Below are 12,477 nucleotides of genomic sequence, written 5' to 3'. Positions count from 1 at the left end.
CGGTTTTCCTTAATCCTTCGGGAGCCTGACATGAACTTCGGTGCCGATATCCGGCTCGCTTTGGATTTTGAGAGTTCCGGCATGGAGCTTGACGATGTTCTCGGCGATGGCGAGCCCGAGTCCGACGCCTCCGTTCTTGCGGCTGCGCGCTTTATCGACGCGGTAAAACCGGTTGAACAGCTGCGGGATGTCCTCCTTCTCGATGCCGATCCCTTTGTCCACGACGGAGATCTGCAGGTGACGGGGCTGCTCCCGGACGATGATGTCGATCGGCAGCTGACTGTACTTGATCGCGTTGTCGAGCAGAATGATCAGCAGCTGGCGGATTTTCTCGGGGTCGCCTTTCATCTTCAGAGGAGTGTCCTCTTCGGGAAGATCCAGACGCACCTCGCGGTCGAACGTCAGCTGAATGGACGCGGCCGTAGCCTGGACCAGGGGGCGCAGCTCGAATTCCTGCCATTCGGTCCGCTGCCTTTCGTCGGAATCCGCAAGAGTGAGCAGGCTCTTCGTCATTTCCCTCAGCCGGACGGATTCGCTCAGAATCGCTTCGATCGCTTCTTCACGGATCTGGGGATCGTTGCTGGCCCAGCGCTTGAGCAGCCTGGCGTAGCTCTCGATAATCGTGAGCGGGGTGCGCAGTTCATGGGAAGCATCCGCCAGAAACTGCTTCTGCTGCTCGAAATGCTGTTCCAGCCGGCCGATCATTTCATTAAACGTCTGGCCGAGCTGGGCAATCTCGTCTTTTTTTCGCGTGGATTTGATTTCCAGCCGTCTGAATGTCCCGCTCCGTTCAATGCTTTCCATCGTCTGGGCCAGCCTGTGAATGGGGTTGAACACCAGACTGGCGTAGATATACCCGATGATAACGGATAAGACAAGCGCACCGAGCGTCGTATAAAAAAGAGCGAGAAACAGCACCTGCACGTTATCGTTCAGGGTGACCAGCTTGCGGGCGATTTCCAGCGAAGCGATCTGGCGCTCGTTTTCCATGACCGGTACCTGTACATAGAGACAAAAGCCGTTGTCCGTGGAGACCAGCTTGGAGATGGTGCCCGAAGACGTTATAAACTTGGCGGGACGCTGTAGGAGCGTTTCGTCCGTGTAGATTTCTTTTTGCACCATGGAGTCCGGTCCGATGAGCCGGATGAGTTCGTTGGCTACGAGAAAGTCTTTGAGCAGAAAAGGATTTTCCCAATATTCAGGATGCTGCACCACATTTTCTTGAAGCAGCAGCTTGGCTGCTTTTCGTTCGATATTTTGAGTCTCATTGCGCGAATTGTTTTCGATAAACAGATAGTAAATGAAGAAGTTGACACCCAGAAGAATCAGAAAAAGCAGGGAAGTCTGAAGCAAAGCGAACCGCAGCTTAAGACTCATCGGGGCCACTTCCTTTTATGAGGTAACCGACACCGCGGATCGTATGGATCAGCTTGCCGGGGAAATTTTTTTCGAGCTTCTGCCGCAAATAACGGATGTAGACGTCCACAATGTTCGTATCGCCTACAAAATCGTAGCCCCATACATCGGAAATGATATCTTCCCGGGATTTCACTTCCCCCTTGTGCTGGAGCAGGTACTGCAGCAGGTCGAATTCCTTGGGCGTAAGCTCGACGGATTTCCCCATGCGGGTAACCTCGCGGCTCTTCAGGTTCATGAGAATATCTTCCGCCTGAAGAATCTGTTCGTTCTCCGCCTGGCTCTGCTGAGTCGTCAGCCGGAGCAGGTTGCGGATGCGGGCGAGCAGTTCTTCGATGGCGAAAGGCTTCGTCACGTAGTCGTTCGCCCCCTGGTCCAGGCCGCTTACCCGGTCGGGCACCGCGTCCCTTGCGGTCAGGAGGATGACGGGGACCGCGGACTGCTGCCGCAGGCGGCGCAGCACTTCCAGCCCGCTCAGCTCGGGGAGCATGATATCGAGCAGGATGAGATCCCACGGCTCCGCCAGAGCCATGTCGAGCCCCTCGCGCCCGTCCTCGGCCAGACTGACCTCGTAGCCCTCATGCTGCAGCTCCAGCTGCAGGACGCGTGCAATTTTACTCTCGTCTTCCACCAACAAAATTTTGCTGCTCATCCCGCACCTCCGCTTTTACAGATAGTGTTTGTGGAGGGGGCGGTTTCCATACGGAACAGATGAAAATTGAACGGCAATCCGGCAAGGTTTGAAAAAAGAGGCCCGTTTTTAGACAAAAGGGCTAAAATGTAAGGCTGTTTGGCCGGCGGGACCCGTTGATTTTGACCCGTAAAGATGATATTGTTTTGACTACAGAACTAAAATAGGATTTTGGTCAAAACGGAGGTGCCGAATGGATCAGCGGCGCGATAACATTCTCGATGCGGCGAAAAAATCGTTTGCTTTGTTCGGATACAAAGGAACGACGGTCGACCAGATCGCCAAAATCGCCAGTGTAGGGAAGGGAACGCTGTACCTGTATTTTGAGACAAAAGAAGATTTGTTAAACGAGATCGTCAAATCCCTGATCGCCGAGATGAGAAAACTGGCCGATGCCAGCATTTCCAAGGGCGGCACGATCATGGAGAAGCTGCATTCCGCAACATACAGCATTCTGGTTTACCGGAAGGAGCACGAGCTGCTGCTTAAATTGTCGCAGGAGGTGGCCCAATTCGGTACTCCGGCGGCTCAGCACGCTCTGCGCGAGATCGAGGAAGGCGTCATCGGCTACATCAAACAGCATCTGGAGATCGCTGTCGCGAACGGAACCATCAAGCCGTGCGACCCCGAGATTACCGCCTTCGTGCTGGTGCGTATGTATCTAGTGCTGCTCGTCGATTGGGAAAGAAAGCACCCGCCTCTTACCAATGAGCAGATTTCGGATTTAATCCAGCTTTATATGATGGACGGAATCGCCCTCTAAGGGCGGTTCGTCCGTTTACACCCTAAATTATGAACTAGAGAAAGTATCCTGGGAGGGAAATGTTAGATGAAGTTTGTTAGACCTGTTGTATACGTAGTGATGGCCGGATTGATCGGCGGGGGAACTTTCCTGCTCTCTTCCAAAGAAGCCATGAGCAGCACTCAGAACCGTCCGGCGAATCTGCCGACCGCTTATATCGAAGCGAATCAGGTGGCGGCAAGTTTTAAAGCCGGTGGCCGCGTGACCGAAATTCTCGTCAAAGAAGGGGACACCGTGAAGAAAGGCCAGGTGCTGGCCCGGATTCAAAGCCAGGAAATCGAGGCGAAAGTAGCCCAGGCCAAAGCGGCCGTAGCGCTCTCCCAAGGGAAAATCGCCGAAGCGAAAGGCGCGGAAGCGACAGCCCAGGCGAAAAAACAGCAGGGTCAGGAAGCGGTGACGCTTACCGCGGAAACGGCCGAGAAACAAGTGAAGCAGGCCGAAGCGGTCGTGAAAGCCGCGCAGACGAAGGTCGACGCCCTCAAGAACGGAGCGAGACCGGAAGAGAAAAAGCAGGCGGAAATTCAGCTGAATGCGACTAAAGAGGTTTTCCAGACAGCGGAAGAAAGCTACAACCGGGTTAAAAAAATGAAGGAAGAGGGTCTCGTCGCCCAGACGGACGTGGATAAAGCGAAGGTCAGCTACGAAGAGGCCAAAGCCAAATACGAAGTGGCGCAGCAGCAGTATGCGCTTGCCCAGCAAGGACCGCGCGTGGAGGAAATCCAGGCCGCGGAAGCGCAGCTGGAACAGGCCAAAGCGGCCGTCGAGCTGGCTAAGGCGAACATGGATCAGGTGAAAATCCGCCAGGGTGACGTAAATGCCGCTCAGGCGTCGATCCAGCAGGCGCAGGGCGCCGTCAAATCCGCCCAGTCCGGGCAGCAGCAGGCCCAGGCGGCCCAAAGCGAAGCCGAGACGTACCTGAGCTATACCGAGCTGCTTGCTCCGTCCGACGGCATCATCATTTCCCAATCCGCTCAACTGGGTGAAATGGTAGGCTCCGGCTTCCCGGTGTTCACGATGGAAACGTCCGCCGAGACGAAATGGGCGCGTTTCTATCTGAAAGAAACGGACGCGGCCGGCCTGAAAGCGGGCGATACCGTGACCGTAAAAGTGACGGCTAACGGCGCCGCCGTGACCGGCAAAGTAAGCACGGTCGCTCCGGCTGCGGACTTCGCCGTGAAGAAAGCGACTCAGAACGCGTCCGATACCGATATCCGCTCGTTCGGCGTGAAAGTCGAACTGCCTCAGCTGCCGGAATCGGTTCTGACGGGAATGACCGTACAATGGGAAGGAAAAGCGGGTGATACCGTTGCCCCTTAAAGTCGGAAGCGTGATCGCCGAGGAATGGCGGCAAATTTTCAAGGACCGCCGGTTGATGGCGATTCTGTTCCTCGTGCCGATCCTTTACACAACCTTATTCGGATCGATTTATATACAGCATAAAGTAACCGAGATGCAGACCGTTGTCTTCGACGAGGACAACAGTCAGCTCAGCCGCCAGATCGTGCAGGCGTTCGACCAGAGCGAAACGTTCCAGGTCGTGAACGCCTACCATTCGGAGGCGGAGGTGACGGAAGCCATCTCCCGCGGAGAAGCGAAGGTCGGGGTCATTATCCCGAAAGAATTCGAAGCCCGCATTAAACACGGCGATGTGCAGCCGGTCATGACGCTGATCGACGGCGCGAACATGATGATCTCCAACTCCGCGACGCGCGCGGCCAATGAGATCGTGACCACGTACAGCTACGGCGTCAGCGGCAAGAAGCTCCAGCAGCAGGGCCTTCAGGATGAACAGGTCAGCTCGACGTTCTCCGCGGTCCCGTTCCGCTACCGGGTGCTTTACAACCCGACGTTCAATTACAGCGATTTTATGATTTTCGGTCTGGCGGGCGCGATTTTACAGCAGGTGCTTCTGCTCGGCATCGCCTTGACCATCACCCGCGATAAGGAAAAAGGGATCTGGAGCCGTTTTGCGGAGTGGAAAAAGATGCCGTGGCGCCTCGCTTACGCGAAATCGGTTCCCTATTTTATCGTCGGAATGCTGAATGCGGTCGTGGTGTTCACGATCATGCTGTTCGGCTTCGACCTTCCGATGCGCGGACAGATTCTGATGGCCTTGCTGCTCTCGGCCTGCTTCAACTTTGCGGTGCTCGGCATCGGGTATTTCATCTCCCTGTTCTCGAGCGCGCAGCTCGGCTCCACTCAGATTGCGATGCTGATCGCGGTGCCGTCGTTCATGCTGTCCGGCTATACATGGCCGTTTGAAGCGATGCCGAAGGCACTGAGCATTCTCGGTCATATGCTGCCGCTTACTTATTTCCTGGAGGGTGTCCGCCATGTGTTCGTCAAAGGCAACGGCTACGACGTCATCGTCAAGGACTGCATCGCGCTTGTTCTGACGGGTCTCATCACTTACTTTGCGGCATTCCTGCTCACCCGGTTCGCCATGTTCCGCAAGCAGAAGGATGAGCCGGCTTCGGCCGGGCTGCCTGCGGTTCAGCCGGAGAGCGGCTCCCTTACGGTGTAAGAGTCCTGTTCCGGCCGACACCCTGCCAAACGACGTTTCACCGGCGCGCGAAAGCCTTGCTTTTACCGTGCACGCGCGCCGTTTACATAGTTTCAGTCATCAGCGCTTTTGTTCCCATGTCCCTCAGCCTGCGTTTAGTTCTTATCATACCTTGGAAAAGAAGGGATTTTCGATGAAAAAAATCATAGCTACGCTGACCGCGTCCGCTTTTGTATTCGGGATGATGCCTGCCGCATGGGCGGCGGATACCCATTCGCCCTACTACGAAATCAAAGACGGCAACCTTATTCAACTTCACGCGACAACCGATAAACCTCTCGATAAGGACGAAGTACGCCTGCCCGCGCTGGAGAAAGTCAGCAAGCTGACCCTCGATAACGTGCTGGAACGTACGCTAAACAACTCCTACAACATGAAGCTGCTCTACCTGAAAACGGCCGCGCTCGGAAGCAAAAGCAGCGATCTCAAGAATCAGAGCGACAACCTGTACGGCGGCAGCTTCGAAGGCTATAAGCTTCCGGCTTCCCCGCAGGACTACATGACGCCCGAGGCGATGGAGAAGTATCAGATCGATCCGACCAAAGCGACCCCGGACAGCTTCTTCTGGATCGGTCCGGTTGTCGAAACCAACACAGTGCTGAATAAAGTCATCGAAGGCCAGGGACAGATGGTTAATGGCATTAACCAGATTTTGCAGGCTCAGCGCGAACAGATGAAAACAACCTCGCATCAGCTCGACACGGATATGTGGAACAACCTGCTCCAGACCGATGAAGCGATTGAGGGCATCAAGCTTCAGGTGACGGCGCAGTACGTGCAGCTTCTCGGTTCCAAGAAGCAAATCGTCCTCATGCATGAGTACAAAGGCGTGGCGGAGAAAGAGATGAAACGCGCCCAGGTGCTGAGCGACGCGGGTCTCGCTTCTCCCGAGGACGTGGAAACCGCTCGCAAAGCGGTGAACAAAATCGGCGACGATATTCAGACGCTGGAGAACAATTACCGCCTGGGTCTCGTACAGCTGTGCTTCGATATCGGCGTGGAATATTCTCCGGATCTGCTGCTTGAAGAGCCGGCCGCCGTATCCGCGAACGTGGAGCCGGTTGTGAAGAAAGATACCGAAACGCTGCTCGCCAATTCTTTTAAACTGAAAATGGATCACAACGGCATCGACGAAGCCATCTGGCAGCAGCAGAATACCGTGACCAAGAATACGTACGGCGGCCAGTATCAGAGCGTCAACACGGGAATCGCTTATCAGAAACAGGAACAGACGAAAGCCGAGCTGGTCAAAAAGATTTACGCGACCTATAGTGATGCCGAGAACGCTTATCAGACCGTGCTGAACGAGCAGCGCAACCTGAAAGACGCGCAGGCCGATGTCGCCAAAATGAAAATCCGTTACGAGAACGGGTTTGTCTCCAAGCACGATTTCGATAAATTTTCCTTTAAACTTCAGCAGGCTCAAACCACGCTGGAGGGAGCCAGACTGAAATACTTCGCGCTGGTACGCAAAGCCGAAGCGATGGATAGAGGGTTTATCTCGTAAAAGGCCCGTATTTCGGAAGTTTATGCAGCTGAATGTATATGGACTTTATTATTATGCGAATGAATAAGAGGGACCGGTCCTGGGGATCGGTCTCTTTTTTAGATCCATTGAAAGGATGCTTGTTGAAAAACGGAGCATGAAGAGTCCTTAGTATCCCGTTTTTTCGTGGTTAGGTCGATTGTATTCGGCGGTCATCCGCTTGCCGGTGAAGGTCGTGTTCAAAAGTAGGGAAACAGGAAGTTGACATTGTATAAATATACATTACAATGAATAATTAATCCATTTCGTATATACACGTACCGGAGGCGAGAGCGATGACCTTTAAGATCCGCACGGGTCTGCCGGCGAAAGCCGATTATTATGAGCTGTTCCAATCGACAGGATGGAACGGGGACGGAATCTGGACGGAAGACATGCTGCACGAAGCGGTCCGGAGCAGCTGGTACGTCGTTACGGTCTACAAGGGCGATAGGCTGGTCGCGTCAGGCCGCATGGTTTCGGACGGGGTTATTCAGTGTATCATCTGCGAAATGATGGTGCTGCCGGATTACCGGAACCAGGGACTTGGCAGCAAAATCATGGATCATCTTCTGGACTACTGCAGGGCAAAAGGGATCCGCTGGGTTCAGCTTGCCTGCGCCAAAGGGAAGCAAGGCTTCTATGAACGCTACGGATTTCGCGAGCGGCCGGCCGATGCTCCGGGGATGGGCCTGTTCCTCTGACCGGGGAGGATGGCCGGCCTTGATGCGAGTAGCGGCAGGAAGTGTGGTGGAGCATGGGTATGGGCGAAAGCACGCCTGGAGCGGGAACAGCCGCACGCCTAGAGCGAAGGCAGCCGTACGCCGAGAACGGCGAGCGCACGCATCCCGGCGGTCCCGCAGCCGAACGCAAAAAGACGTACAGAATTGTCTCCAATTTTGTACGTCTTTTTCGTGTATCCGGCCGCTTGCGGGTCTGTCCCTCCGGGCCGCGAAGAAAGCGGGCACCGACGGAGCGGCTTACAGCCCTTCGAAGCTGAAATCGTCGTCGCTAAGCGGTTCGACGCGGAGGGCGCGGACGTAGCCGTTGCCTTTTTTCGAGAAAAAGTCATGCTGCTTCGTCTGCGTCCGGATTCCGTTCAGAACGACCGGATGAACCGGCTCTTCCGGGAAATAAGGATCGCGTCCGAGATTCATCAGCGCTTTGTTGGCGTTGTAGCGCACGTAACGCAGCACATCGTCCTGCAGGCCGAGCGGAGTGTACAGCTCTTCCGTGTAGAGCTTCTCGATCTCGTACAGCTCCAGAAGCAGCTTGATCTGCTCCTCGGCGGCTTCCTGCTGATCGGCTTCGCTCAGAGACGCGAACAGCTCCTGCGCCAGCGTACCGACGTACAGGCCGTGGATGCTTTCATCGCGCAGAATGAGGTCGATGATCTCGCCGCTGTTCGTCATTTTGCCTTGTCCCGCCAAGTAGAGCGGGTAGAAGAAGCCGCTGTAGAACAGGTAGCTTTCGAGATAAACGGAAGCCGTCATCGCCAGATACAGGTCTTTGTCGGACTGGATGCTGTTGTAGTAACGGTTGATGAGATCCGCTTTCTGCTGCAGGCGTCCGTTCTCTTCGACCCAGCGGAAAATGCCGTCGATCTCTTCGTTGCTCGCCAGCGTCGTGAAAATGCTGCTGTAGGACTTCGCATGAATCTGCTCCATCATGCCCATAAACGACAGCACCGCTTTGCGCTGGAGGCCGTCCATGTGCTCGACGAGTCTCGGCATGCCGACTCCGCCTTGAAGGGTATCCAGAAGCGTCAGGCCGCCCAGAACCTTCTTGTAGACGTCCTGCTCGTCGGGGCTCATCTCGATCCAGACCATTTTATCGTCGGAAAGGGGAATTTCTTCTTCGGTCCAGAACTGCATCACGTTCTGCTGCCAAAACGACCAGGTGTAATCGTCGTCGGGTTTATTCCAATTGACGGCTTTCATCGCTTTCTCTCCTTTGGATGGGGCGCGCTGCAAATGCGGCATCAGTCGCTGCCGTGCATAACCATAGGCAGCTTTATACGGGGCTGACAATTCCGGCCCTGCATAAAGCTGCTTATAGGGATAGCGCCATACGGATGATTTGCGGCCTGCGCGGAGCATTTTTACGCTCCTTTCGCGCAGCCGGTTTCTTTTACACGAATCTATTCTTATCCTAGCCCTCTCTTAAACGGAGCAGCTCAGGCATTCTTCCATGGTCAACCGCTTTGTGCGGGTATAGTAGAGCGATTTCAGGCCTTTTTTGGCGGCGTACAGGTAGTTGCGGGCCAGCTCGCGGGTCGAGATGTCGCTGTTTACGTGCAGTACGGTTGAAATCCCCTGATCCACATGTTCCTGGATTTCCGCGATAAGATCAATGATCTTGAACGGGTCCATCCGGTAAGCCGACTTGTAGAAGAACATGTTCTCCTTGGACAGGTAAGGCATCGGATAGTAGGTCGTCGAGTTTGCATACGTGCGCGTTTCGATCTGATCGACGATCGGCATAACGCTCGAAGTGGCGTTTTGAACGTAAGAGATGCTCTGCGTCGGCGCGATGGCCAGGCGGTAAGCATGGTACAGGCCGTGTTTCATGACCTGTTCTTTCAGGGCTTTCCAGTCTTCCGGCGAAGGAAGATTCATGCCCTCGAAGAGAGCTTTGACTTTATCGGATTCCGGACGGTAATCCTTCTCTTCGTACTTGGCGAAATAGGTGCCTTTCGCGTATTCGGAGCGTTCGAAATCGGCGAAAGTGATACCGCGGTCGCGTGCGATTTCCATGCTCTTCTCCAGCGAGTAGAAGTTGATGGCCATGAAGAAGGCGCGCGCAAACTCTTTCGCTTCCGGGCTTTCGTAAGCGATCCGGTTCTTCGACAGATAGCCGTGCAGGTTCATCGCGCCGAGTCCGACGGAATGAAGCTCCTTGTTCGCTTTCACAACGCCCGGCGCGTTCGCGACCGTCGTGTTGTCGCTGACGGAAGTCAGCGCTTCGATGCCGCTGTGGACGGAATCGCGGATGCTTTTCGTTTCCATCACGTTCACGATGTTAAGCGAAGCGAGGTTGCAGGAAATGTCCCGGCGGATAATATCGCCTTGGCCGTAATCGCCGATTTCCGTCGTCTCCTGGAGCTGGAAAATTTCCGTGCACAGGTTGGACATTTTCACTTTGCCGATGTCTTTCAGGGCATGTCCGCGGTTCGCGTTGGAACGGTTCATGATGTAAGGATAGCCGGATTCCAGCTGGATAACGGCAATTTTGGTCAGCATGTCGCGGGCGCTCATGACGACTTTCTTCTTCACGTTCGGGTTGGCTAGCAGCTCTTCGTACATGTCGTCGATATTCATATCGTCGAGGTGACGGCCGTACTCCTTGTAGACGGAGAACGGGGCGAACACGTGCAGCGGCTTGTTCTGCTCGGCCAGCTCGTAAAACTTCTGCGGCACGATCAGGCCGATGGAAAGCGTCTGGATGCGGGATTTCTCGTCCGCGTTGATCTTTTTGCAGTCGAGGAATTCGATGATGTCCCAGCCGAATACGGAGTAGTAGACCGCTCCGGAGCCCCGGCGCTGACCCATCTGGTCCGCATAGGAGAAGGCATCCTCAAGGAGCTTCATGACGGGCATGATGCCCTTCGCGGCGCCTTCGACGCCTTTGATCGGCTCGCCGCGTCCGCGCAGCTTGGACATGTTCACGGCTACGCCACCGCCGATTTTGGACAGCTGCATGCAGGTGCCGATGACGTACTGAATGGAGTTCAGGGAGTCGTCCATCTCCAGCAGGAAGCAGGAGACCATTTCGCCCCGGCGGCTGCGTCCGGCGTTCAGGAACGTCGGCGTTGCCGGCTGGACGCGCTGCTCGATGATCGCCTTGGCGATCCGCTGGGCTTTGCCGATATCGCCTTCACCCAAGTGAAGGGCGACGATGGCGGCACGGTCCTCGTACGATTCGAGGACTTGCTTTTTATCGTTGGTACGCAGGGCGTAATCTTTATAAAATTTCGAAGCGGCCATGTAGGATTGGAACTTAAAGCCGCTTTCGCGGATGGTTTCGTGGATGGCTTCGATCTGCTCCAGCGTGTAGTGTTCGTACACGTTCTCGTAGAAATCTTCGCCGATCAGATAATCGTAGCGTTCTTTGATGCTGCCGAAAGGAACGGTCTGCCCCTGCACTTCTTCAAGGAAGGCGTCCAGCGCTTCGCGGTCTTTCTCCAGACGGTAAAACCCGTCTTCCCCCGGTATCATGAGTTCGTTGTTCAGTTCAATATGCTTCAAGATGGCGCACCCCTTTATGGAATCGTTCCACGTCGCTAGACGTGCCGGAAAGTTCGAATTTGGCAAGCACCGGAACACCGTATGCCGATGAAATGCGGTCGGCGCTCAGGGCAAAGGATTGTCCCCAGTTCTGGTTGCCGCTTGCGGCTACACCGCGCAGAAGGGAAGAGTGATGTTTCAGAAAGTCCAGCACTTTGCCGGGAATTTGACCGAATCCGGTCGTATAGGTAACAAGGACGAACGGCTCCTGGATCGTCAAATCCTCTTCGATCCGTACGGCCTTCAAATTCAGCTTGTTAATGAATCGTTGAACATTTCCCGTACGGGAATCGTACACTACCAGCATGGAAGCATCTTCCTTTCCACTCTTTCAAAAATACGGGGCGCGCCGACCACGGGAAGTAGTCGGCGCGCCCGGATGAAAGCCGCTCCTTGTGTGACAAAGAGCGGCTCTAAATTCACAGTCAGCTTCCAGCCCTTTCGCGCGCCGCTGACGGCTCTGCAAAAAGGCTGGCTGAAGCCGCGCGTACAAGCCGGCTGCCCGGCTCCCCGCCCGGAGGCGGAAGAGGGGGACAGCCAGGCAAGCGGCTGTATGTGAAAAACGTCCGGACACCTCCCTATCTCCCGTAGGTTCAGCGGTGTCTTTCAGACAGGCAGGTCTCCTGGCTCCAGGTTCATTGCGCCCCTCCGCGGCCTTCCCGACGGCATTCGTCAGTGGCGGTATGGGTGGGGCGCTCCCCGTTGACAGTGGCGGGACCGCGCCGGATTCTCACCGGACTTCCCTTTTGATTCCCGCCTGGTAGGCGGGAAACCTGTCCAATCCATATATAGTCTATATATAGTGAATATGTAGGTGATAGATATGAATTTACCTCAATATATTGTGGTTTGTCAACTGTGCGTAAGGACTCAACAAGGGGAGAAAAACCGAGATATAAGGCGAAAAAGGTGTGATAACCTGCCCATAAACGGGCGAGATTTTATTTCGGATTCTTTTTATTTCGACAAAGTTTGCGGGCGGCGGAGGGACGTGCATCCACGCTGGTCTCCAGGCGCTGAGCGGGGGTTTTACTTGCATCTAAATAAAAAAGGATCAAGCTCCTTGGATTGGAGCTTGATCCTTTTTTACATGTTTAAATTCTTTTTGTTGTTCTTTTTATAAAGAATCATTATGCCAGCAAGTATCCATTCGATCACGTGCAGAGCGACAGATAAAGTGAGAGCGGATAAAAA

Annotated in this window: 11 protein-coding genes and 1 riboswitch; of the genes, 6 read left to right on the top strand and 5 right to left on the bottom strand. The window is 54.7% G+C overall.

Annotated features, from left to right (window positions below):
• Nucleotides 1-9: 9 nt before the first annotated feature.
• Nucleotides 10-1,377 carry a sensor histidine kinase gene (locus tag ABH899_RS22035; protein ID WP_370000583.1) on the bottom strand — a complete coding sequence of 456 codons (1,368 nt, stop codon included), beginning with the start codon at nucleotides 1,375-1,377 and terminating at the stop codon, nucleotides 10-12.
• Nucleotides 1,367-2,068 carry a response regulator transcription factor gene (locus ABH899_RS22030; RefSeq protein ID WP_218231494.1) on the bottom strand — a complete coding sequence of 234 codons (702 nt, stop codon included), beginning with the start codon at nucleotides 2,066-2,068 and terminating at the stop codon, nucleotides 1,367-1,369. The genes ABH899_RS22035 and ABH899_RS22030 overlap by 11 nt, the downstream gene beginning before the upstream one ends.
• Nucleotides 2,069-2,300: 232 nt before the next feature.
• Between ABH899_RS22030 and ABH899_RS22025 the strand changes: the two genes are divergently transcribed.
• The 5 genes from ABH899_RS22025 (at nucleotide 2,301) to ABH899_RS22005 (ending at nucleotide 7,701) form a co-directional block, all read left to right on the top strand.
• Nucleotides 2,301-2,870: a TetR/AcrR family transcriptional regulator gene (locus ABH899_RS22025; RefSeq protein WP_009676345.1), complete on the top strand. Its 570-nt coding sequence runs from the start codon at nucleotides 2,301-2,303 to the stop codon at nucleotides 2,868-2,870.
• A gap of 66 nt (nucleotides 2,871-2,936) precedes the next feature.
• Complete coding sequence (locus ABH899_RS22020; RefSeq protein WP_370000580.1) at nucleotides 2,937-4,226, top strand: HlyD family secretion protein; 1,290 nt, start codon at nucleotides 2,937-2,939, stop codon at nucleotides 4,224-4,226.
• Nucleotides 4,207-5,433 carry an ABC transporter permease gene (locus ABH899_RS22015; protein ID WP_370000578.1) on the top strand — a complete coding sequence of 409 codons (1,227 nt, stop codon included), beginning with the start codon at nucleotides 4,207-4,209 and terminating at the stop codon, nucleotides 5,431-5,433. Before ABH899_RS22020 ends, ABH899_RS22015 begins: the two co-directional genes overlap by 20 nt.
• A gap of 172 nt (nucleotides 5,434-5,605) precedes the next feature.
• On the top strand, nucleotides 5,606-6,979 hold the full coding sequence (locus ABH899_RS22010) for a TolC family protein (protein WP_370000576.1): 1,374 nt from the start codon (nucleotides 5,606-5,608) through the stop codon (nucleotides 6,977-6,979).
• Between the two features lie 314 nt (nucleotides 6,980-7,293).
• Nucleotides 7,294-7,701 carry a GNAT family N-acetyltransferase gene (locus tag ABH899_RS22005; protein WP_370000574.1) on the top strand — a complete coding sequence of 136 codons (408 nt, stop codon included), beginning with the start codon at nucleotides 7,294-7,296 and terminating at the stop codon, nucleotides 7,699-7,701.
• Nucleotides 7,702-7,977: 276 nt separating this feature from the next.
• Here the strand turns inward: ABH899_RS22005 and nrdF are convergent, their stop codons facing one another.
• From nrdF to nrdI, 3 genes are all read right to left on the bottom strand, one after another.
• Complete coding sequence (gene nrdF / locus ABH899_RS22000; protein ID WP_016423626.1) at nucleotides 7,978-8,937, bottom strand: class 1b ribonucleoside-diphosphate reductase subunit beta; 960 nt, start codon at nucleotides 8,935-8,937, stop codon at nucleotides 7,978-7,980.
• Nucleotides 8,938-9,159: 222 nt separating this feature from the next.
• Nucleotides 9,160-11,244 carry a class 1b ribonucleoside-diphosphate reductase subunit alpha gene (gene nrdE / locus ABH899_RS21995; protein ID WP_370000571.1) on the bottom strand — a complete coding sequence of 695 codons (2,085 nt, stop codon included), beginning with the start codon at nucleotides 11,242-11,244 and terminating at the stop codon, nucleotides 9,160-9,162.
• Nucleotides 11,231-11,590, bottom strand: coding sequence for a class Ib ribonucleoside-diphosphate reductase assembly flavoprotein NrdI (nrdI, locus tag ABH899_RS21990; protein ID WP_009676335.1), 360 nt, complete (start codon nucleotides 11,588-11,590; stop codon nucleotides 11,231-11,233). The genes nrdE and nrdI overlap by 14 nt, the downstream gene beginning before the upstream one ends.
• A gap of 90 nt (nucleotides 11,591-11,680) precedes the next feature.
• Between nrdI and ABH899_RS21985 the strand changes: the two genes are divergently transcribed.
• Entirely contained in the window at nucleotides 11,681-11,842 is a 162-nt protein-coding gene (locus tag ABH899_RS21985; RefSeq protein WP_370000569.1) for a hypothetical protein, read from the top strand.
• 37 nt (nucleotides 11,843-11,879) lie between these two features.
• Nucleotides 11,880-12,075: riboswitch (cobalamin riboswitch) on the bottom strand.
• Nucleotides 12,076-12,477 lie beyond the last annotated feature (402 nt).

This window comes from Paenibacillus sp. RC84 (genome assembly GCF_041260495.1).
Lineage (GTDB): Bacteria > Bacillota > Bacilli > Paenibacillales > NBRC-103111 > Paenibacillus_F.
Note: the sequence above shows the minus strand (reverse complement) of the source record. Positions and strands in the feature narration are given on the sequence as shown.